General features: G+C 69.7%; 24 protein-coding genes. 11 read left to right on the top strand and 13 right to left on the bottom strand.

Features of this window, described 5'->3' with window-relative positions:
• Positions 1–22 precede the first annotated feature (22 nt).
• Positions 23–1,306: an ArgE/DapE family deacylase gene (locus tag HEQ75_RS23165; RefSeq protein WP_168034501.1), complete on the top strand. Its 1,284-nt coding sequence runs from the start codon at positions 23–25 to the stop codon at positions 1,304–1,306.
• A gap of 39 nt (positions 1,307–1,345) precedes the next feature.
• On the opposite strand, the gene HEQ75_RS23170 is transcribed toward HEQ75_RS23165, so the two are convergent.
• Positions 1,346–1,840 carry a cupin domain-containing protein gene (locus tag HEQ75_RS23170; protein WP_168034502.1) on the bottom strand — a complete coding sequence of 165 codons (495 nt, stop codon included), beginning with the start codon at positions 1,838–1,840 and terminating at the stop codon, positions 1,346–1,348.
• Between the two features lie 153 nt (positions 1,841–1,993).
• The gene (locus HEQ75_RS23175) at positions 1,994–2,380 is read right to left on the bottom strand and encodes a hypothetical protein (RefSeq protein WP_168034503.1); all 387 of its coding nucleotides are present in this window, start codon (positions 2,378–2,380) and stop codon (positions 1,994–1,996) included.
• Positions 2,381–2,793: 413 nt separating this feature from the next.
• On the opposite strand from HEQ75_RS23175, the gene HEQ75_RS23180 reads away from it, so the two are divergent.
• The 5 genes from HEQ75_RS23180 to HEQ75_RS23200 all read left to right on the top strand — a co-directional run bounded on the left by HEQ75_RS23180 (position 2,794) and on the right by HEQ75_RS23200 (position 7,065).
• Positions 2,794–4,653: a ribonucleoside-diphosphate reductase subunit alpha gene (locus tag HEQ75_RS23180; RefSeq protein WP_168034504.1), complete on the top strand. Its 1,860-nt coding sequence runs from the start codon at positions 2,794–2,796 to the stop codon at positions 4,651–4,653.
• Positions 4,644–4,847, top strand: coding sequence for a hypothetical protein (locus HEQ75_RS23185; protein WP_168034505.1), 204 nt, complete (start codon positions 4,644–4,646; stop codon positions 4,845–4,847). The genes HEQ75_RS23180 and HEQ75_RS23185 overlap by 10 nt, the downstream gene beginning before the upstream one ends.
• A gap of 27 nt (positions 4,848–4,874) precedes the next feature.
• Positions 4,875–5,924, top strand: a complete 1,050-nt coding sequence (locus HEQ75_RS23190; RefSeq protein WP_168034506.1) for a ribonucleotide-diphosphate reductase subunit beta — start codon at positions 4,875–4,877, stop codon at positions 5,922–5,924.
• A 58-nt stretch (positions 5,925–5,982) separates the two neighbouring features.
• The gene (locus HEQ75_RS23195) at positions 5,983–6,657 is read left to right on the top strand and encodes an SCO family protein (RefSeq protein WP_168034507.1); all 675 of its coding nucleotides are present in this window, start codon (positions 5,983–5,985) and stop codon (positions 6,655–6,657) included.
• 123 nt (positions 6,658–6,780) lie between these two features.
• Positions 6,781–7,065: a hypothetical protein gene (locus HEQ75_RS23200; RefSeq protein WP_168034508.1), complete on the top strand. Its 285-nt coding sequence runs from the start codon at positions 6,781–6,783 to the stop codon at positions 7,063–7,065.
• Between the two features lie 2 nt (positions 7,066–7,067).
• Here HEQ75_RS23200 and HEQ75_RS23205 read toward each other — a convergent pair whose 3' ends face one another.
• Both HEQ75_RS23205 and HEQ75_RS23210 read right to left on the bottom strand, forming a co-directional pair.
• A complete protein-coding gene (locus tag HEQ75_RS23205; RefSeq protein WP_168034509.1) occupies positions 7,068–7,802 on the bottom strand; it encodes a tRNA1(Val) (adenine(37)-N6)-methyltransferase in 735 nt (244 codons plus the stop codon).
• Positions 7,786–8,004 carry a putative signal transducing protein gene (locus HEQ75_RS23210; protein WP_168034510.1) on the bottom strand — a complete coding sequence of 73 codons (219 nt, stop codon included), beginning with the start codon at positions 8,002–8,004 and terminating at the stop codon, positions 7,786–7,788. The genes HEQ75_RS23205 and HEQ75_RS23210 overlap by 17 nt, the downstream gene beginning before the upstream one ends.
• 94 nt (positions 8,005–8,098) lie before the next feature.
• On the opposite strand from HEQ75_RS23210, the gene HEQ75_RS23215 reads away from it, so the two are divergent.
• Positions 8,099–9,133, top strand: coding sequence for a polyprenyl synthetase family protein (locus tag HEQ75_RS23215; RefSeq protein WP_456237395.1), 1,035 nt, complete (start codon positions 8,099–8,101; stop codon positions 9,131–9,133).
• Between the two features lie 10 nt (positions 9,134–9,143).
• On the opposite strand, the gene HEQ75_RS23220 is transcribed toward HEQ75_RS23215, so the two are convergent.
• The gene (locus HEQ75_RS23220) at positions 9,144–9,734 is read right to left on the bottom strand and encodes a helix-turn-helix domain-containing protein (protein ID WP_168034511.1); all 591 of its coding nucleotides are present in this window, start codon (positions 9,732–9,734) and stop codon (positions 9,144–9,146) included.
• 49 nt (positions 9,735–9,783) lie between these two features.
• Between HEQ75_RS23220 and HEQ75_RS23225 the strand changes: the two genes are divergently transcribed.
• A complete protein-coding gene (locus HEQ75_RS23225; protein ID WP_168034512.1) occupies positions 9,784–10,014 on the top strand; it encodes a hypothetical protein in 231 nt (76 codons plus the stop codon).
• A gap of 21 nt (positions 10,015–10,035) precedes the next feature.
• Here the strand turns inward: HEQ75_RS23225 and HEQ75_RS23230 are convergent, their stop codons facing one another.
• A complete protein-coding gene (locus tag HEQ75_RS23230; RefSeq protein ID WP_168034513.1) occupies positions 10,036–11,433 on the bottom strand; it encodes an aspartate aminotransferase family protein in 1,398 nt (465 codons plus the stop codon).
• Positions 11,434–11,657: 224 nt separating this feature from the next.
• Between HEQ75_RS23230 and HEQ75_RS23235 the strand changes: the two genes are divergently transcribed.
• Both HEQ75_RS23235 and HEQ75_RS23240 read left to right on the top strand, forming a co-directional pair.
• Positions 11,658–12,887, top strand: coding sequence for a hypothetical protein (locus tag HEQ75_RS23235; protein WP_168034514.1), 1,230 nt, complete (start codon positions 11,658–11,660; stop codon positions 12,885–12,887).
• A gap of 74 nt (positions 12,888–12,961) precedes the next feature.
• Positions 12,962–15,268, top strand: coding sequence for a molybdopterin-dependent oxidoreductase (locus tag HEQ75_RS23240; RefSeq protein WP_168034515.1), 2,307 nt, complete (start codon positions 12,962–12,964; stop codon positions 15,266–15,268).
• 22 nt (positions 15,269–15,290) lie between these two features.
• On the opposite strand, the gene HEQ75_RS23245 is transcribed toward HEQ75_RS23240, so the two are convergent.
• The 7 genes from HEQ75_RS23245 to HEQ75_RS23275 all read right to left on the bottom strand — a co-directional run bounded on the left by HEQ75_RS23245 (position 15,291) and on the right by HEQ75_RS23275 (position 20,389).
• The gene (locus tag HEQ75_RS23245; protein ID WP_168034516.1) at positions 15,291–16,106 is read right to left on the bottom strand and encodes an ABC transporter permease; all 816 of its coding nucleotides are present in this window, start codon (positions 16,104–16,106) and stop codon (positions 15,291–15,293) included.
• Between the two features lie 64 nt (positions 16,107–16,170).
• Positions 16,171–17,103, bottom strand: coding sequence for an ABC transporter permease (locus HEQ75_RS23250; RefSeq protein WP_168034517.1), 933 nt, complete (start codon positions 17,101–17,103; stop codon positions 16,171–16,173).
• Positions 17,100–17,492 (bottom strand): VOC family protein, encoded by a 393-nt coding sequence (locus tag HEQ75_RS23255; protein WP_235962071.1) that lies wholly within the window; start codon positions 17,490–17,492, stop codon positions 17,100–17,102. Before HEQ75_RS23255 ends, HEQ75_RS23250 begins: the two co-directional genes overlap by 4 nt.
• Positions 17,474–19,141 (bottom strand): peptide ABC transporter substrate-binding protein, encoded by a 1,668-nt coding sequence (locus HEQ75_RS23260; protein ID WP_168034518.1) that lies wholly within the window; start codon positions 19,139–19,141, stop codon positions 17,474–17,476. Before HEQ75_RS23260 ends, HEQ75_RS23255 begins: the two co-directional genes overlap by 19 nt.
• On the bottom strand, positions 19,123–19,314 hold the full coding sequence (locus HEQ75_RS29200) for a type II toxin-antitoxin system RelE/ParE family toxin (RefSeq protein ID WP_168034519.1): 192 nt from the start codon (positions 19,312–19,314) through the stop codon (positions 19,123–19,125). Before HEQ75_RS29200 ends, HEQ75_RS23260 begins: the two co-directional genes overlap by 19 nt.
• A gap of 88 nt (positions 19,315–19,402) precedes the next feature.
• A complete protein-coding gene (locus HEQ75_RS23270; protein WP_168034520.1) occupies positions 19,403–19,657 on the bottom strand; it encodes a hypothetical protein in 255 nt (84 codons plus the stop codon).
• 9 nt (positions 19,658–19,666) lie between these two features.
• On the bottom strand, positions 19,667–20,389 hold the full coding sequence (locus HEQ75_RS23275) for an orotate phosphoribosyltransferase (RefSeq protein ID WP_168034521.1): 723 nt from the start codon (positions 20,387–20,389) through the stop codon (positions 19,667–19,669).
• Between the two features lie 62 nt (positions 20,390–20,451).
• Between HEQ75_RS23275 and HEQ75_RS23280 the strand changes: the two genes are divergently transcribed.
• The coding region (locus HEQ75_RS23280; protein ID WP_209318730.1) for an ELM1/GtrOC1 family putative glycosyltransferase at positions 20,452–20,823 on the top strand (372 nt) is incomplete at its 3' end.

Raw genomic sequence — 20,823 nt, forward strand, 5'->3', positions numbered from 1 at the left:
GCCCCAGATCCGGAACCCGACCATGCCCGACGCCGTGCTGCTGGACCGCCTGCGCCAGGCCGTGGAGGCCGGATTTGCGCGGCAGACAGACTTCCTGCAGCAGCTCGTCCGCTTCCCCAGCCTGCGGGGGCGGGAGGCGCCGCTGCAGGATTGGATGGCGCGGGAATTGGCCGGGCGCGGCTATGCGGTGGACCGCTTCAGCCTGGCCGATGTGCCGGCGCATCCGAAGACCGCGCCGATGGTGGACGCCAACCCCGCCGCCAGCATCCAGGTGGTGGCCACGCACCGGCCCGCCCAGCCCAGCGGCCGCAGCCTGATCCTGCAGGGCCATATCGACGTGGTGCCGGAAGGCCCGCATGAGATGTGGACGCATCCGCCCTATGCCGCGGTGATCCGCGATGGCTGGCTGTATGGCCGCGGCGCGCACGACATGAAGGCGGGCGTCGCCGCCATGGTCTTCGCCATGGACGCGATCCGCGGCGCCGGGCTGGAACCCGCGGCCGATGTCTACCTGCAGACGGTGACAGAGGAGGAAAGCACCGGCAACGGCGCGCTGGCGACCCTGCTGCGCGGCTACCGGGCGGAGGCCGCGCTGATCCCGGAGCCGACGGGCCACACCATCACCCGGGCGCAGACCGGCACCATCTGGTTCCGCCTGAAGGTGCGTGGCGTGCCGGTGCATGTGATGGTGGCGCAGGATGGCTCCAACGCCATCATGTCCGCCTATGCGCTGATCAACGCGCTGTACGGCCATACGAAGACGCTGAACGAGGCCGGGCGCGACAACCCCTGGTATGGCGGCCAGGTGCAGGACCCGATCAAGTTCAACCCGGGGATCATCCGCGGCGGCGACTGGGCCTCCTCCACCCCCGCCTGGTGCGAGGTGGATTGCCGCATCGGCCTGCTGCCCGGCACGACGCCGGAGGAGGCGATGGCCGGCGTGGAGGCGGCGGTGCGCGCGGCGGCCAAGGGCGACGCCTTCCTGGCCAACAACCCGCCCGAGATCACGTTTCACGGATTCCAGACCGATCCCTATGTGCTGGAACCGGGCTCCGAGGCCGAGGCGGTGCTGGCCGCGGCACACAGGGCGGTGCATGGCGGCGCGATGCCGGCGCGGCTGTCCACCGCGGTGAACGACACGCGCTACTACGGGCTGTACTTCGCCATGCCCGGCCTGTGCTACGGCCCGAAGGGAGAGATGGCGCATGGTTTCGACGAGCGCACCTCGCTGGCGGACCTCAAGACCTGCACGCTGACGATCGCCGCCTTCATCGCCGATTGGTGCGGGGTGCGGCCGCGCGGCTGAACCGCGCGTGCCGCGCCTCGGCGGGGCGGGAAGGGCGCTTCAGGGCGCCTTGTGGATCGGATCCACCCAGGCAACCGCTTCCGGCTTCTCCACCGGCTCGATGTCCAGGTTCACCACCACGGCCTCATTGTCCGAGCGGACGAGGACGCATTCCAGCGTCTCCTCCGTGCTGGCATTGATCTCCTGGTGCGGGACGTAGGGCGGGACGAAGATGAAGTCGCCCGGGCTGGCCTCCGCCACATATTCCAGCTTCTCCCCCCAGCGCATCCGGGCGCGGCCCTTCACGATGTAGATGACCGATTCCAGCGCGCCGTGGTGATGCGCGCCGGTCTTGGCATTGGCGTGGATATGCACCGTGCCGGCCCAGATCTTCTGCGCCCCGACACGGGCGAAGTTGATGGCGGCGGCGCGGTTCATGCCGGGGGTCTGGGCCGTGTTGGTGTCCAGGCTGTCGCCGGGGATGACCCGCACGCCGGTATGCTTCCAGCCATCATCCGGCGGCGTGTCATGGCTGTGGTGGCCGTCATGCGGCATGGCTGCGATCCTTGCAAAGCCGGCCCTCAAGACAAGGGCGATTGATCGGCTTTCTTCTATCGTGCCGCCGGTATCAGGGCAATGCAGCGGGAAAACCCGCCAATTTGGCCTGGATTGGAGAAGAATTTTTCAAAAATCGGCGCCCGGCGGGTGTCATGCCGCCGGCGGCGGCAGCACCGGCAGGGCGGCGTGGTAGGGCTCCACCAGCAGCGCGTCCTGGCGCAGCACCGCCACCCGGTGGCGGGCGGCGAGTTGGGGCGCGCCATCCGCGCCGCGGCCGACGACGTAGCGCCAGCCGCTGAGCTGGCCTTCCGCCACGATGCGGCGCGCCAGGCGCTCCGCCACCGGACCGGCGCCGAGGGCGGCCAGGTCCTGGTCGGTCAGGCCGAGCAGCAGGTCCTCGCGGATGGTCATCACCCGGAACAGGCGGATGGGCGGCTCCATCCGGACCAGGGCGAGGCCGGCAAGCGGTGCGGCCGGCAGAAGCCCGATCGCCAGGCTGTGCAGGATGGCGGAGGCGGAACGGCGGGTGGCGAACATGGTCGATTCCCCGAGGACCGCCCCAGCTTGGCGCCGGATTGTTGCGTCCCGGTGTCGCGCCTGGTTTCAGCCGCTTCGCGGCCGGCCGCCCCGGGGCCTCGAATCCGGCCCCCGCGGCCGATCGGCGCCTGTGGATAACGTGGACATCGGGGATGAACCGCCCCTGGCGCCCGGAAGCCCGAGATGGGGCGGGACGCCGGCGCGGGGTTGGGCTACAGTATGAACGAAACGGCAACACGAGGCAGCGGATCGGATCGCAGGGGAAAATGCAACTGCCGAACGGCCAAGCGGATCTAGTGTGGGGTCGGGTGTGGCAACACTACATCTTGTTGGGGTAGGGGTGCCGGGGGCATTCTGCAGGCCATGGGGGAGTCGCCTTGCGATCCGCAGGGCCGTTTCGGGGGATTTAGGCTTTGTTTGACGCAGTTCAGCTTGAGGGTCATGGCCAGGTCCGAATCGACCGGTCCCGCGACGCGCTGCTGACGGATTTCGGCAAGGCGACGCTGGATGACCGCTACCTGCTGCCGGGTGAATCCTATCAGGACCTGTTCGCCCGCGTCGCCTCGGCCTATGGCGACGATGCCGCGCATGCGCAGCGCATCTACGACTATATTTCCCGGCTGTGGTTCATGCCGGCGACGCCTGTGCTGTCGAACGGGGGTACGACGCGCGGGCTGCCGATTTCCTGCTTCCTGAACGAGGCCAGCGACAGCCTGGATGGCATCGTCGGCCTGTGGAACGAGAATGTGTGGCTGGCCGCCAAGGGCGGTGGCATCGGCTCCTACTGGGGTAATCTGCGCGGCATCGGCGAGAAGGTCGGCCGCAACGGCAAGACCTCCGGCGTGATTCCCTTCATCCGGGTGATGGACAGCCTGACGCTGGCGATCAGCCAGGGCAGCCTGCGCCGTGGCTCCGCCGCCTGCTACCTGCCGGTGAACCATCCGGAGATCGAGGAATTCCTCGAAATGCGTCGCCCGACCGGCGGCGACCCGAACCGCAAGGCGCTGAACCTGCACCACGGCGTGCTGCTCTCGGACGCCTTCATGCGGGCGGTGGAGGCGGATGAGGAATGGGCGCTGGTCTCGCCCAAGGACGGCGCGCTGATGCGCAAGGTCTCCGCCCGCTCGATCTGGATCCGCATCCTGACGGCGCGGATCGAGACCGGCGAGCCCTACCTGATCTTCTCCGACCACGTGAACCGCGCCCGGCCGGAGCACCACAAGCTGGCGGGGCTGGAGGTGAAGACCTCCAACCTCTGTTCCGAGATCATGCTGCCGACCGGCCTCGACCAGCATGGGATGGAGCGCACGGCGGTGTGCTGCCTGTCCTCGCTGAACTGCGAGACCTGGTTCGAATGGAAGGACCATCCCCGGTTCATCCCGGACGTGATGCGCTTCCTGGACAATGTGCTGCAGAGCTTCATCGACGCGGCGCCGGACAGCATGGCGCGGGCGAAGTACTCGGCGATGCGCGAACGCAGCGTCGGCCTCGGCGTCATGGGCTTCCACAGCTTCCTGCAGGCGCTGAACGTGCCCTTCGAGAGCGCCATCGCCAAGGTGTGGAACAAGCGGATGTTCAAGCACATCCGCGAACAGGCCGATCTCGCCAGCCGGATCCTGGCGGAGGAGCGCGGGCCCTGCCCGGACGCCGCGGAATACGGCTTCATGGAGCGCTTCTCGCACAAGATGGCGATCGCGCCGACCGCCTCCATCTCCATCATCTGCGGCGGCGCCAGCCCGGGCGTGGAGCCGATTGCGGCCAATGTCTACAACCACAAGACCCTCTCCGGCAGCTATATCGTCCGCAACATCCACCTGAAAAAGGTGCTGGCGAAACATGGCCGGGACGATGACGACACCTGGACCAGCATCACCGTCACCAAGGGCAGTGTGCAGCACCTGGATTTTCTGACGGACCAGGAAAAGGCCACCTTCAAGACGGCATTCGAGCTGGACCAGCGCTGGGTGATCGAGCACGCGGCGGACCGCACGCCCTTCATCTGCCAGTCGCAGTCGGTGAACGTCTTCCTGCCGGCGGATGTGCACAAGCGCGACCTGCACCAGATCCACATGACGGCGTGGAAGAAGGGCGTGAAGTCGCTTTATTACTGCCGCAGCCTGTCCATCCAGCGCGCTGATACCATTTCAGCCAAGGTGGTCGGCCAGTCCGACGTGATGACGCTGCACAAGGACGAGCCGGTGCGCGTGACCCTCGCGGCGGCGCCGCCCTCCGACAACGCCAATGACTATGAGGAATGCCTGGCTTGCCAGTAATCCCCCGCCACATCCCGGATGCCGCCCGCGTGGCCGAGCTGCGCGCGGCACTGCAACGCGACCTGGAACGCATGCTGGAATGGCGCGGCCCGGTGACCGAGGTCCGCCGGCTGCTGGCGGAGATCGATCAGCTCACCGTGGCCCTGCCGGGCGAGCCAGACCACCCGCGCGTCCAGCATCTCGACGCGCGCTGACACACCCAATTTCCGGCGAGTGATTCCATGCCCGACGATTCCGCGCACGGCGCAGAGCTTCCCATCCGCTTCGACCTGCTGACCGCCAACCCCGTCTACAAGCCCTTCCGCTACCCCTGGGCCTATGAGGCCTGGCTGCAGCAGCAGCGCATCCACTGGCTGCCGGAGGAGGTGCCGCTGGCGGATGACGTGAAGGACTGGCAGAAGAATCTGACGCCGGGTGAGAAGAACCTGCTGACGCAGATCTTCCGCTTCTTCACGCAGGCGGATGTCGAGGTGAACAACTGCTACATGAAGCAGTATTCCCAGGTGTTCAAGCCGACCGAAGTGCTGATGATGATGTCGGCCTTCTCCAACACCGAGACGATCCACATCGCCGCCTACTCACATCTTCTCGACACAATCGGAATGCCGGAGATCGAATACACGGCCTTCCTCAAGTACAAGGAGATGAAGGACAAGTACGACTACATGCACAACTTCTCGGTCGAGAACAAGACCGAGATCGCCAAGACTCTGGCCGCCTTCGGCGCCTTCACAGAAGGGCTGCAGCTCTTCGCCTCCTTCGCCATCCTCATGAACTTCCCCCGCTTCAACAAGATGAAGGGGATGGGGCAGATCGTCTCCTGGTCCGTGCGCGACGAGACGCTGCACTGCCTGAGCGTGATCCGCCTGTTCCGCACCTTCGTGCAGGAAAACCCGGAGATCTGGACGGAGGAACTGAAGCGCGACCTCTACCTCATCTGCTCCACCATCGTGGACCATGAGGACGCCTTCATCGACCTGGCCTTCGAGCTGGGCGGGGTGGAGGGCCTCGATGCGGCGCAGACCAAGCAGTATATCCGCTACATCGCGGATCGCCGCCTGCAGCAGCTCGGCCTCGAATGCCTCTACAATATCGAGAAGAACCCGCTGCCCTGGCTGGATGAGATGCTGAACGCCATCGAGCACACGAACTTCTTCGAGAACCGCGCCACCGAATACTCCCGCGCCAGCACCCAGGGCTCGTGGGAGGAAGCCTTTGGTGGCGCCACCTTCACCACGGCGCAGCCGCAGGGCGAGATCGCGCTGCGCTGAAGCCCGTCGCCCGCCGCAGGCATGGACGGGGCAGCGCGCCCCGCCTATGTCAGGCGCCATGCTGATTGCGATTCGCGTCTTCGCCCTGATGCTCATCCTGCTGCTCGGCGGGCTTTGGGCGGCCGCCTGGATGGGGCGCGCCCCGGGCGAGGGGGTGGCCGATGCCTTCCTCCGCCGGATCGGCAGCTTCGTCGGCGCCGACATGCCCGCCCCTTCGGCCGGCGGCGTGCAGCTGCCGCAGGGCATGGCGCTGGGTGGTCCCTTCACCCTGGTGGACCAGACCGGGCGCACTGTGACCCAGGCGGATTTCGCCGGTCGCACCCTGCTGGTGTATTTCGGCTTCACCTATTGCCCGGATGTCTGCCCGACCGAGCTCGGCACCATCGCCGCCGCCATCGACCTGATGGAGGAGCAGGGAGAGCAGGTGACACCCGTGCTCGTCACCATCGATCCGGAGCGTGACACGCCGGAAGCCCTTGCCGACTACGTCACCCGCTTCCACCCCCGCATGCAGGGCCTGACCGGCACGCCGGAGCAGGTGGCCGCCGCGGCGCGTTCCTTCCGCGTCTTCTATGCGAAGGTGGAGCGGCCGGAGATGAATGGCTACCTGATGGACCATTCCTCCTTCATCTACCTGGTCGGGCCCGACGGCCTGGTCCGTACCCTGTTCCGGCCCGAATCGACGCCCGAAGCGATCGCCCAATCCGTGCGTGCCCATCTGCGCGCCAGTTGAGACCTGCGCCGTCCCTGCCGGTTTGCACTTGCGCCAGGAAGGGTTCCGGCCGAGGCAGATACTGGTTATTGTCTTGATACACGTGCCGAGCATTCGGCACAAAACTTTGGAGCCGCTTTCTGCATGTCCGACGACGAACGGGATCCGTCCGGCCGCGAAGCGGGACGTGCGTCTTCCAGCCCGCCACGCCACACGCGACGGCTCTCCGACAAGATCCTGATCGCCTTCCACCACGCCTGTGACCAGGGTGATTTCGAGGTTGCCGAGGAATTACTGCGCATCCTGGAAATGATGCTGACGCGCCGCCCGGTCGCGCCGGATGTGAACCGCCGCAAGAACATGGAAAGCCTGGTCGCGGCACATGAGCGGCTTTGGCTGCTGCGCCACCCGGATTCCAGCGAAAGCTGAGTTCAGCCCAGCGCCAGGGCGGCACCCTGGCGCAGCACGGGCTCGGCCGCCGCGTCGTCGCCATGCAGCACCAGGCCCGGCAGCACCCGCGCCGGGCCCCGGCCGCCACGGCGGCCCGCCAGCAGCACCCGCTTCGCCGCAACACCCGCCCGCGGCCAGAGTGGCAGCAGCGCCAGGCTGCCGCAGCCGGCGGTGGCCAGCGCCGCCAGCCCCTCCGCGAATCGGGCGGCCGGCAGCACCAGCGTGGCGCTGCCGCGATGCGCCAGCCCACCGACCAGGCAGCCCGCCCAATCCGCCAGCGCCACCGCATCCGCATGCGTCGCCCCGGCCCGCAGCGCCGAGGGCGGCGGCGTGCCGGCCGGCCAATAGGGCGGGTTGGCGAAGCCATGGTCGATCCGGGGCAGGGCGCGGCGCAGGGCCGGGTCCGCGACATCACCCTCCAGCACTGTCACCCGCCCCGCCCAGCCATTCAGGGCCGCATTGCGCCGGGCCAGCGCGGCCAGCCCCGCCTCGCGTTCCACCGCCAGAACGGTCAGGTCCGGCACGCGCGCCAGCAGGCAGAGGAAGGCGGCCCCGCTGCCGCAGCCGGCCTCCAGCACAAGCTGGCCTGGCCGGGCCGGGATGGCGGCGGCCAGCAGCACCGCGTCATGCCCGGCGCGCAGACCGTCGCGCGGCTGCAGCAGCCGCACCCGGCCGCCCAGCAGCTGGTCCTCGGTAAGGTCAGAGCAGGCCGTCATCCTCCCCGGCCTCCCGCAGCACGCGCCGCGCCTGCGCTTCCTGGTCCTCCGGCACCGCCAGGCGGCGGGGAAAAATGCCGATGCCGCCCTCGATGGCGCTGACATGGCCATCCAGCACCACCGGTTGGCAGCCGGCGTCGCGCAGCAGCGCCACCAGGAAGGACAGGCGGATGGGGTTGGTGGTGGCCAGCAGCACGCGCATCGCGGGGCGCCTCCGGCCGCCTGTCCGTACCCTGCCTTGCTCCGCGGGGGGGTGGTGGCTAAGTTGCGCGACCCTGGATTGAGGTCAAGACCGCGTGGATCTGCCCGTCGCGCCCAGCGCCGAACCCGCCAAGGAGGCCGTGCGCGGCGAGGATGCCCTCGCTGCCCTGACGGCCCTGGTGCAAAGCGACCTGGAAGCCTGCAACCGGCTGATCGTCGAGCGGATGCAGAGCCCGGTGGCGCTGATCCCGCAGCTGGCCGCCCATATCGTCGCCGCCGGCGGCAAGCGGCTGCGCCCGCTGCTGACCCTGGCGGCCGCGAAGCTCGCCGGATATCGCGACGGCCAGCGCCATGTGGCGCTCGCCGCCTGCGTGGAGTTCATCCACACCGCGACCCTGCTGCATGACGATGTGGTGGATGAAAGCGCGCTGCGCCGCGGCCAGGCCAGCGCCAATGCGCTGTTCGGCAACAAGCCCTCCGTGCTGGTGGGCGATTTCCTGTTCGCCCGCGCCTTCCAGGTGATGGTGGAGGATGGGTCGCTCGACGTGCTGCGCATCCTGGCCGAGGCCTCCGCCACCATTGCCGAAGGCGAGGTCCTGCAGCTCATCACGCAGAACGACACCTCGACGACCGAGGCGCAGTATCTGGCGGTGATCGAGGGCAAGACTGCGGCGCTGTTCGCCGCCGCCACGGAAGTGGGCGCCATCGTCGCCGATTGCGGCCCGGCGCGGCAGGCGGCGCTGCGCAGCTACGGCCATAATCTCGGCGTCGCCTTCCAGCTGATCGACGACGCGCTGGACTACAGCGCGGCGCAGGAGGCCCTGGGCAAGACGGTCGGCGACGATTTCCGCGAGGGCAAGATCACGCTGCCGGTGCTGCTGGCCTTCCAGCGCGGCGATGCGGCGGAGCGCGCGTTCTGGCGCCGGACGCTGGAGGAACGCGCGCAGGCGGAGGACGACCTGCCGCGCGCCATCGCCCTGATGCAGAAGCACGCCGCCTTCGCCGACACGGTCGGCCGCGCGCGGCACTACGGCCAGGTGGCGCTGGACGCGCTGGAGGCCTTTCCGGATGGCGCCGAGCGCCGGGCGCTGGCCGGCATCGTGGAGTTCTGCATCAGCCGCGCCCGGTGACGCGCGGGCATCAGCGCCGCGACAGCGCCACCAGGTAGGTCACCATGGCCGCCGAGCGGTTCTCATAGGCGGTGGGCCGCGGCGGGCCGAGGCTGAGGCAGTCGCCAGGGCCGAGGCAGTGGGTCGCGCCGCCCTCGTGGAAATGCAGCTCCCCCTGCATGACCCAGATTGCGTGGCCGCGCGTCGGCGCGTAGGATTCGGCCGGGAAATCCACCCGCGCCCCCGGCGGCAGCTCCACCAGCACCAGCTCCGGCTCCGCCCCCGGCGGGGAGACGGCGCGGCGGACATAGCCCGTGCCCGGGTCGCGCCAGCGCGGCTGGGCCGCGGCGCGGCTCAGCGACACCGGCTCCAGCCCCTCCGCGCGGGCCAGCAGGGCCGACAGCGTCAGGCCCAGCGCGCCGCAGAGCCGGCCGAGCAGGGCCGCGGTCGGGCTCGCCTCCACCCGCTCCACCTTCGAGATCATGGCGCGGGAGACCGCGGAGCGGCTGGCAAGCTCCGCGATCGACCAGCCGCGGGACTCCCGCTCCGCCTTCAGGCAGGCGGCGAGCCGGGCGCCCGCGGGGTCGCCGGCGGGATCCGGGGCCGGATTTTCATCTTCCATCCTGGACATTCATCCACCATAGTGGACGCATGATGCAACGCAACAACCGATGAGCCGCGAGGCCGCCGCCCCCGGCCTGGGCCATAATGGTGGCCCGCCGCTGGAGGATCCGGACCCCGATGCGGGCTACCGCGCCTATGTCTGGCGCCGTGCCCATCGCAAGGCCTGGAAGACGCCCCCGCCCGAGATCGCCCTGCGCCGCCTGGCGCGGGCGGAGGAGCTGGGGATGAGCTACAAGGCCTACACGCTGGAGATCCTGGAACGCGGGCGCTACCTGTAGCGCCCGCGCACCGCCTGGGCTTCAGACCACCGTCAGGCTTTCCCGGCGCAGCTGCACCGCCACCGCGTCCAGCGCCTTCGCCGTGCGCTCCACCATCGAATCCACCTCGTCCGTCGTCATGATCAACGGCGGGGAGAAGGCGATGGTGTCGTTGGCCAGGCCGCGCAGGATCACGCCCTGCTCCTCGCCCGCCTTGGCCAGGCGCGGGCCGACCTTGGCGGAGGCCTCGAAGTTCTTGTGCTCGGCCTTGTCGGCCACCAGCTCGATCGCCGCCACCATGCCGATGCCGCGCACCTCGCCGACCAGCGGATGGTCCGCGAAGCGGTCGCGCAGCGCCTTCTGCATGTGCGCCCCCACGGTGCGGACATGGTCCACGATGCGCAGCTCGTCGTAGATCTTCAGCGTCTCCAGCGCGACGGCGGCGGCGACGGGGTGGCCGGAATAGGTGAAGCCGTGGCCCCAGGTGCCGATGGTCTGGGAGCCATCCGCCAGACCCTGGAAGATCCGGTCGTTGATGATGATGGCGCTGATCGGCAGGAAGGAGGCGCTCAGCGCCTTGGCGCAGGTGATGATGTCGGGCGTGATGGAATAGGTCTGGCAGCCCCAGTAGCTGCCCGTGCGGCCGAAGCCGCAGATCACCTCATCGGCCACGAACAGCACGTCGTGCTTGCGCAGGACGGCCTGGATCTTCTCGAAATAGGTGGCCGGCGGCACCATCACGCCGCCGGCGCCCATCACCGGCTCGGCGAAGAAAGCGGCCACCGTCTCCGGCCCCTCGCGCAGGATGGTCTCCTCCAGCTCCGTGGCCAGGCGGGTGGCGAAATCCTCCTCCGACTCGCCGGGCTTGGCGCCGTGGTAGTGGTGCGGCGTGGAGATGTGGATGAAGCGGTCGGAGACCGGCAGGTCGAACATCTTGTGGTTCACCGGCAGGCCGGTGAGCGAGCCGCTGGCGATGGTGATGCCGTGATAGGCCTTGAGGCGGGAGATGACCTTCTTCTTCTCCGGCCGGCCGATCGCGTTGTTGAAGTACCACACCATCTTCAGCGCGGTGTCGTTCGCCTCGGACCCGCTATTGGCATAGAACACCTTGCTCATCGGGCAGGGCGCACGCTCGATCAGCATCTCGGACAGGTCGATCAGCGGCTCGTGCGATTTGGCCGTGAAGGCGTGGTAGAAGGGCAGCTGCTTCATCTGCCGGTGCGCCGCCTCGACCAGGCGCTCATTGCTGAAGCCGAGCGAGGCGCACCACAGCCCGGCGACGGCCTCGATGTATTCCTTGCCCTGGTCGTCCCAGACCCGCACGCCTTCGCCGCGCGCGATCACCAGCGGCCCGTTCAGCGCATGGGCGCGGTGGTCGGTGTAGGGGTGGAGCACATTCGCGATGTCGCGGGCGGCGTTCGAATTGCGGGGCGGGGTCATGTTGTTCTCCGGGCGCTCTCGCCCTGAAGCATAGGCCAATCCCGAACGACAGGGAGCCATCCTTCGGCCAAATTCGCGCCACCCGCACCCACCGATGGGGGGATCCCCCCCCAGTTCCACGCGACATTTATGCAACACGGATCCGGAATTATACGATACCACAACAAATCGACTGGCGCCTGCGTCGGGTTTTTTTACCCTCCTCCTGCATCAGGAGGACCATCATGCGCAGGTCTGCCCCCTTCCTTGTCGCTTCAGTGCTGCTCCTGCCATACGCAGCAACCGGGCTTGCCGCTGATCTGTTCAGAGGAAGCTTCGTCATCGACGGTCAGTCCGCATCAGCCGGCAGCAACAACATCCAAGATTTTGCTGACCTCTTCACCAACCGTGGGCTGCGTTCTCTGTCGAGCAGCTACACGGACGTGTCGGCGGCGACTGCGGATGTTTCGCTCCGGGGGGTACCCGCTACGCTTTCCTACGCCGCGAATTCCACAACCCTGCGCTTCATCGTGCCCTCGGCGGGAATCAATGAGTCCTTCACCGGCGCCACCCGCGACGAGTCGCAGGACCTGGCGCTCGAGTGGTTCAAGGGGGCCGGGGGTGCAGCACTCACGCGCCTTCTGCGCCAAGCCGTGGCGACCACGGCCGTGGATCCCCTCGCGGGAAACCCGAACAGCCTGATGTCCCAGATGGGCGCAGCAGACTTCAACCTTGCCACGGGGGCCGCGCCGAGTGCGGGGCTGGCGGGTGGCAGTCGCTTTGGCCTCGGAGCTCGCTTCGGCAGCTACAGCGCTGGCGATCACGACACTCAGACCTACAGCCTGCCAATCGGATACCGCTTCGACTTCGGGAGTAGCGGAACGCTGCTTATTGACGCGCCGATGACCCTGAGTTCGACATCTAACGCGGAGGCTTATTCAGGTTCGCTGGGCATTGGCTACCGCATCCCAATGCGCCTTGGTCAGCCCGACTGGTTGACCTGGTCTTTGACCCCCGTGGTCCGCGCCGGTGCGGTCGGCTCAACCGAAATCGGCTCGGTTGGCGGCATCTGGTCGGCCAGCCTGACCAGTACCCTCACGCTAAGCCTGCCGGGCGGCGGCGACCTGACCATGGGCAATATGTTCGGTCGTCTGGACACGCTGCCAATCAAGATCGCCGATTACGACATCAGCTACGAGCTTTCCAACTACATCTACCGCAATGGCTTGGTCTATACGCGTCCAGTAGGGGAGATGTTCGGCCGCAGCGTGTCGGCTTCGCTGTTCGTGTTGGATACACGTTTCACGGGCGATGATCTGTACGTGAAGTCGTACCAGGAATTCGGCGCCTTCCTGAATATTGGGGATCCGATCCGGATCCTGGGGGCGCCAGTGCCAGTCCGTATCGGCGCAACCTATCTGACCGGAGAAAATGACTACAGGGGCTTTACGCTCAACCTGGGCGTTACCTTCTGACGGAGGTTCGCCCAGCGCCTGGAACGGGCTATGGAGGAAGTGAACGTGCCCGTTCCGTGAAGCGAGGGTGAGTGATGACCGAGATCAAGCCGCATTCCTCCCATTGGGGCGCCTTCGAAGCGGTGGTGGAGGGCGGCAGGCTGGTGCAGGCGCGGCCCTTCGGGCGCGATCCGGAGCCGGGCTCGCTGCTCGCCTCCATGCCGGATGCGGTGCACAGCGCGGCGCGCATCGACCGCCCCTATGTGCGCGCCGGCTGGCTGCGCGGCGAACGGCGCGGCGCGGCGCGCGGTGGCGACCACTTCGTGCCGGTGGGCTGGGACGAGGCGATCCGCCTGGTGGCGGAGGAAGCGGCGCGGGTCCGCGCCGACCATGGCGCGCCCAGTATCCTCGGCGGCTCCTATGGCTGGTCCTCGGCCGGGCGCTACCACCATGCGCGCACGCAGCTGCACCGCTACCTCGGCATGGCCGGCGGCTTCACCAGCCAGGTGACGAATTATTCCTACGGCGCCGGCATGACGCTGATGCCGCATATCCTCGGCACCAATGAGGTGATCCAGGGCCGCGTCACCGACTGGGGCAGCATCGCGCGCAACACGAAGTTGATGCTGTGCCTGGGCGGGTTGCCGCGGAAGAACGGGCTGGTCACGGCGGGCGGCGGCGGCGCGCATGAATACCTGCCGCTGATGCGCCGCGCCGCGGAAGCCGGGGTGCGCTTTGTCAACATCTCCCCCTTCCGCGGCGATACCGAGGATTTCCTCAACGCCGAATGGGTGCCGATCCGCCCCGGCACCGATGCGGCGCTGATCTTCGGCATGGCGCATGTGGTGCTGGAGGCCGGGCTGCAGGACAGCGCCTTCCTCGACCGCTGCACGGTGGGCTTCGACCGGTTCCGGGACTACGTGCTGGGTGCCACCGACGGCACGCCGAAGACCGCCGAATGGGCGGCCGCCATCACCGAGGTGCCGGTGGAGACCATCCGCCGCCTGGCGCTGGAAGCCGCCGGCGCGCCCACCATGTGCACCGCCACCTGGTCCATCCAGCGCGCCGAGCATGGCGAACAGCCCTGGTGGGCGCTGGTCGCCTTCGCCGCCATGCTGGGCGGCATCGGCAAGCCGGGGCAGGGGATCGCCTTCGGCTATGGCAGCATCAACGGCATGGGCACGCCGCGCGTCGATCTGCCAAGCGTCTCCGGCCCCGCCGTCCGCAACCCCTGCGGCGCCTATATCCCCGTGGCGCGGGTGACGGAGCTGCTGGAGCGGCCGGGCGAGATCCTGCAATACAATGGCCGCGACCTGCTGCTGCCGGATATCCGGCTGATCTGGTGGGCCGGCGGCAACCCCTTCCACCACCACCAGGACCTCGGCCGCCTGCTGCGCGGCTGGAACCGCGCCGATACGGTGGTTGTGCAGGAGCCGTGGTGGACCGCCGTCGCCCGCCACGCCGACATCGTGCTGCCGGCGACAACGACGCTGGAGCGCAACGACATCGGCAGCTCCTCCCGCGACCGCTTCGTCACCGCCATGCACCAGGCGGTGGCGCCGGTCGGCCTGGCGCGCAACGACGTGGACATCCTGGCCGACCTGGCCGATGCCGCCGGCTTCCGCGCCGCCTTCACCGAACAGCGGGACGAAAGCGCCTGGCTGCAGCACATGTATGGCCGCTGGCGGCAGGCCTGCGCCGGGCACGGCATCGTCGTGCCGGATTTCGATCAGTTCTGGGAGGCCGGGCATGTCGAGATCCCGCCGCCGGAGCAGGACTACGTCCAGTTCGCCGACTTCGCCGCCGACCCGGCGGCCAATCCGCTGGACACCCCCTCCGGCAAGGTGGAGATCTTCTCCGAGACCATCGCCCGCTTCGGCTATGCCGAGACGCCGGGCCATGCCGTGTGGCACGAGCCGCGGGAGTATCTCGGCAGCGCCATGGCGCGGACCTATCCGCTGCACCTGCTGTCCTTCCAGCCCGCCACAAGGCTGCACGGGCAGCTGGACAGCGGCCGGGTGGCGGCGGCGGACAAGATCCAGGGGCGGGAGAAGCTGCGCATGAACCCGGCGGATGCGGCGGCCCGCGGGCTGGCGGATGGCCAGGTGGTGCGCGTGTTCAACGACCGCGGCGCGGTGGCCGCCGGGCTGGTGGTAACGCCGGATATCCGCCCCGGCGTCGTCGCCATGGCGACCGGCGCCTGGTGGAACCCGGAACGCCCGGGCGCGACGGATAGCGCCTGCGTGCACGGCAACCCGAATGTGCTGACGCAGGATGTCGGCACCTCCCGCCTCGGCCAGGGCTCCGCCGCGCAATCCTGCCTGGTGCAGATCGAGGCCTGGACCGGCGACCTGCCCCCCGTCACCGTCCACGCCCCGCCACCCGGCGCCATGGCGCCCTGAGGCGCCGGGGGCGGGCAGGACGCTACCGGCGCAACCCGTCCGCCACCAGCGTGCAGCCGGCGACCGCGGCCAGGATCGCCAGCCCCGGCCAGACCGCGACCCAGGGCGCGCTGAACACCAGGTCCTGCGCATTGGCCAGCATGTTGCCCCAGCTTGCCGCCGGCGGGGCGATGCCCAGGCCAAGGAAGCTCAGCGTGCTTTCCGCCAGGATGGCGCCGGCGACGGTCAGCGCTGCGGCGATGGCGACCGGCCCGGCGATGTTGGGCAGCACATGGCGCGCCAGCACCCGCGCCTCCCCGGCGCCCAGCGCGCGCGCCGCGCGCACATAGTCGCGCGCCAGCACGGACAACGCCGCGGCGCGGGCCAGCCGCGCCACGCCGACCCAGCCGAAGACGGACAGGATGGCGACGATGCGCAGAATGTCGGAGGTCGGCTCCCCGCGCGGCAGGCCGATCCGCCCGGTATCGGCGGCGGCCAGCACCACCAGCACCGGCAGGGCGGGCAGGGCCAGCATGCCATCCGCCAGCCGCATCAGCAGCGCATCCACCAGCCCGCCGCGCCAGGCCGCCAGCAGGCCGATGGCGGTGCCGAGCAGTGTCGCCGCGAGCGCGGTGGCCAGCCCCACTGCCAGCGAAACCCGCGCCCCCTGCAGCAGCCGCAGCAGCACGTCGCGGCCGAGGTCGTCGGTGCCGAGCGGGTTGGCGGGAGACGCCGGGGCGAAGCGGTTGAACAGATCCGGCGCGAAGGGGTCCTGCCCCAGCCACGCCGCCACCCAGGGCGCGGCGATGCCACCGGCCGCCAGCAGGCCGAGCAGCAGCAGGCCAAGGCGCAGCCTCATGCCATGAAGCGCCGCCCGCTTCCCCCCTCCGGGGGCGCAGGATCGGGTGAGGGGGGAACCCGCCTCATGCCAGGCGCGGGTCCAGGGCCCGCTGAGCGAGGTCGGCGGCCAAGGTCGCCAGCATGGTCACTAGCGCCACCAGCAGCAAGGCCACCAGCGCCAGGTTGGTGTCGTTGCCCATGACCGCATCATAGATCAGCTTGCCCATGCCGGGCCGGGCGAACAGCGTCTCCGTGATCAGCGCGCCGCCCACCAGGCTGCCGGCATCCAGCGCCGCCACCTGCAGCACCGGCACCGCGGCATTCGGCGCGGCGTGGTGGACCAGGATGCGCCCTTCCGGCGCGCCGCGCGCCCGCGCCGCGGTGATCCAGGGCGCCTGCAGCACCTGGGTCAGCTCCGCCGCGCTGTGTCGCGCGTAGCCGGCAAGGTTGGCCAGCGCCAGGGTGGCCACGGGCAGCACCAGATAGGGCAGGGCGGCCAGGCCGCCCTCCTCCGCGCTGCCGCCCGCCGGCAGCCAGCCGAGCGTGACGGCGAAGACGATGATGAGCAGGATGCCGAGCCAGAAGCTCGGCGCCGACTGGCCAAGGATGGCGACGGCGTCCGCGAAGGGCGCGAAACGTGGCCGCATCGCCGCCAGCGCACCCAGCGACAGCCCGACCAGCGCCGAGACCGCCACCGCCGCGCCCAGCAGCACCAGGGTGGACAGCAGGGCCGGCCCGATGATCTGCGCCACCGGCTGCGCGAACAGCCGCGAATAGCCGACCTCGCCGCGCAGCACGGCGCCGGACCAGGCCAGGTAGCGGGTGGCCAGCGGCTGGTCGAGGCCGTGCAGCGCCCGCATCCGCGCCGCATCCTCCGCCGTCAGCCGCGGGTCGCCGGCCAGCGCCAGGTCGATCGGGTCGCCCGGCATCAGGCCGATCAGCAGGAACATGGCGAAGGACAGCAGCGCCAGCGTCACCGCGATCTGCACCAGCCGTGCGGCCAGCAGGCGGATCATGGCGGGGCCTCGTGGCAGACGGCCTCGATGCGGTTGCCGGAAGGGTCGCGCAGGAAGGCGGCGTAGTAATGCGCGTGGTAGTGCGGCCGCAGGCCCGGCGGGCCATCATCCTCACCGCCCGCCGCCAGCCCCGCCGCGTGGAAGGCGCGGACTGCGGCGCGGTCGGGCGCGCGGAAAGCCCAGTGGCAGCCGGGGCCGGCGGGCGCGGCGCCGGCGCGGATGGTGAGGTAGCCGGCCGCCTCCCGCGATCCGTAGCCGATGGCGTCCTCCGCCCGCCAGACGCAGGCCATGCCGAGCGGCGGCATCACCGCATCATAGAAGGGCGCCGCACGATCCAGGGCGCCGATGGCGATGGAGACATGGTCCAGCATCAGCGCGCCACCCGCCATTCCTCCACCCAGTTGGAGGAGGCGGTCAGGTGCCCGGTCGGCCGCACGCCTTCCAGCCAGCGCGGCCAGACATGCGCGTCGGAGCGGAACCACAACGGGATGCCCGGCAGTTCCTCGGCATAGATCGCCTGCAGCCGGTGCCACAGCACCCGCCGCTTCTCCCGGTCCAGCTCGATGGGCAGGGCCTCCAGCAGCGCATCCATCGCCGCGTTGCGGAAGCCGTAGCTGTTCTGGCCGGACCAGTTGCGCGCCTCGGTCGGGATCTCCCCGGAATGCAGCGTGGTGCGCGGCACGCCTTCCGGGCTGCTGATCCAGGCGAACAGCGCCAGCCCGGTGTGGCGGCGGCGGGAGACCGTCTCGCCGAAGAAGACCCGCGGCGGCTCGTTGCGGATGCGCGCCTCGATGCCGACCTGCCGCCACTGCCCCTGCAGCACCTGCTGCACCGCCTCGCGGGACCGGTTGCCGGCGGTGGTCATCAGTTCCAGCACCAGGCGCTCCCCGGCGGCGTTGCGGCGGATGCCGTCCGGCCCCGGGCGCCAGCCGGCCTCCTCCAGCAGGGCGCGGGCGGCGGCGGGGTCGTGCGGCCATTGCCGCACCCCGTCGTCATGCATGCCGTCCAGCGGGTTGATGTTGCTGTGCGCCACGGGCTGCCGGCCACCGAACAGCCGGGCGACGATCTGGGCGCGGTCGGTCGCCTGGATCAGCGCCTGGCGCAGCCGGCGATCGGCGAGGATGGGGCTGTCCAGGTTCGGTGCCAGGTGCTCGTAGATCAGGCCCGGCTTGTAGGCGAAGCGGAAGCGGCTGGCGGCGCGGCGTTCCAGCGCCACCACCTGGTCCAGCGGCAGGCCGAGTTCGCCCGCCACCATGTCGATCTGCCCCGCCAGCAGCTGCGCCTCCAGCGCCGCGGTGTTCTCCACGGTGCGGATGGCGATGCGGCCGAAGGCGGGCGCCGGGCCGGGCCAGTGGGGGTTGCGTTCCAGCGTCACGCCGGAGCCGGGCGCCACCGCGCCGACGCGGTAGGGGCCGTTCCACAGGGCCGGGTTGGCGGTCTCCGTCTCATAGGCGCTGCGGGTGCGGTAGGCGCGTCGGTCGGCCTCCCAGCGCGGGCGTTCCAGCCGCGCCGGCAGCGGCACCCAGTCGCCGGAGGCGGCATAGTCGAAGGTGACCCGGTCGAAGCGCAGCGTGATGCGGCGCGGATCCTCGACGATTGCCTCATAGGCATGGCGGTAGAACTCCGCCCCGCCGAAGCCGGTCTCGAAATCCCGTCCGGCCTGCCAGGCGAACAGCAGGTCCTCCGCCGTCACCGGCGTGCCATCGGCCCAGGCCCAGCCTTCGCGCAGCTGCCAAGTGACGCGCAGCCCCGCCTTGCCATCCGCCGTCGTCTCCCGCACCGCCAGGCCGTTCTCCAGGCTGGGGACGGTGGTGCAGCCGAGGCAGGCCAGGTTCCAATCCGGGTCGCGCGCGGTCAGCGGGCGGCGGGTGAAGCCGGCGATGTAGGATTTCGCCGCCATCGCCTCGAAATTCGGGTGGAAGGTGGCGGGGTACTGGGTGATGCCGATGCTCAGGCTTTCCCGCGCCGGCTGGGCGGCGGCGGGGACGCCGATGGGAACAGCGAGAAGCAGGCCGAGGGTCAGCCGGAGGGTGGCCATTGGCGGGCTCCATGCCAGACGGCGATGATCCAGATCCGGTCCGCGGACTCGGAGTAGCAGAGGCGGCCGGGTGTGCGCGGAATCGTCAGCACCCGGACGGTGCCGACCTCCGCCGGGCGTCCAAGCATGGGATGAGCCGACAACCGCGTGACGCTGGCCCCGATGGCCTCCAACGTCGCCGTGGCGGCCTCCGGATTTCAAGCGCGATGTAGAGCTGGATTCCACGGCGTTGCGTGCGGGCTTCTGCCGACCAGCCTGCCTTCATGCCTCGCTGCGCATCCGCAGGTCCTGCGCCCATTGGCGGAGTTCGGCCATGACATCGCCATGCTCGACAACCCGGCCCGCGGCGACATCCGCCGCGCCGCGCGCAATCGCGGCCTCATGGGCCGCGTGCTCGACGAGCAGTTCGCGGGCCGCATCGGCAGGCAGCCGTTCCGGGGAAGACTGGATGCCGTTGGCGACGGCCCTCAGCGCTTCGGCCACGTCGTCGGGCAGTTCCACGCTGAAATGGGCCATCGCCGTCTCCTACTCGCTGCCGTCCTTCGGCTTCGCCTCGGCCAGGCTGGCGATGCCGCCATGCGCGCCGGACCAGCCCACCGGGTCCTCCAGGAACTTGCGCACTTCCTTCAGCGCGGCCTCGGAAAAGTAGGGGCGTTCACGGCAGACTTCCAGCACGTCCCACCAGGTGCACAGGTGGTGCAGGTTCAGGCCCATGGCCTTCATCTGCTCGAAGCTGCCCGGGAAGACGCCATAGTAGAACACCACGAAGGTGTGGTCGCAGATGGTGCCGGCCTCGCGCAGCGCATTGGCGAAGCGGATCTTGCTGGCGCCGTCGGTGGTCAGATCCTCCACCAGCAGGGTGCGCTGGCCCACCGGCACCTCGCCCTCGATCTGGGAATTGCGCCCGAATCCCTTGGGCTTCTTCCGCACATAGGCCATCGGCGCCATCATCCGGTCGGCGATCCAGGCGCCGAAGGGAATGCCCGCGGTCTCCCCGCCCACCACCACGTCGATGCTCTCATAGCCGATATGCCGGCCGATCTTCTCCACCGCCAGGTCGCAGATGCGGTTGCGGGCGCGGGGGAAGGAGATGATCTTGCGGCAGTCGATATAGACGGGGCTCTTCCAGCCGGAGGTGAAGGTATAGGGCTCCTCCGGGCGGAAATTGACCGCCTTGATCTCCAGCAGGATACGCGCGGTGGTCAGGGCGGCGTCGCGGTCCCAATCGGAGGCGTGCGGGATGACCATCTGCTTCGAGATCCTATGAGCCTTGTGTCGTTCGTTGGTAACGCCGCCGGGCCGCTTCGTCCATGACGCAGGCGCCGCCCGTCTGGGTGCTGGCCGACCCGCGCGCCGGCACCGCGGCCCAGGCGCTGGGCATCGCGGAGCGGCTGGGCTGGCCGCATCGCGTTGTGCCGCTGGCATGGGGTCCGCTGGCGCGGCTGCCGCTGCCCGGCGGGACCCTGCTCGGCCTGACGGCAGCGGCGCGCGCCGGCTTCACGCCGCCCTGGCCGGGGCTGGTGATTGCCGCCGGGCGGCGGGCCGGGCCGTGGGGGGGTGCGGGGGGGCGGGTCCACCGGGTCGAGCCCCATCAGCGCCGGCCCCGGGTCCGGGGTGTCGCGCGCGGGGGGCAGCCGCAGCATCTCGCGCAGCGCCAGCGCCGCCTCCGGCCCGCCGGTGAC

This window comes from Falsiroseomonas selenitidurans (assembly GCF_012103215.1).
GTDB classification, from domain to species: domain Bacteria; phylum Pseudomonadota; class Alphaproteobacteria; order Acetobacterales; family Acetobacteraceae; genus Falsiroseomonas; species Falsiroseomonas selenitidurans.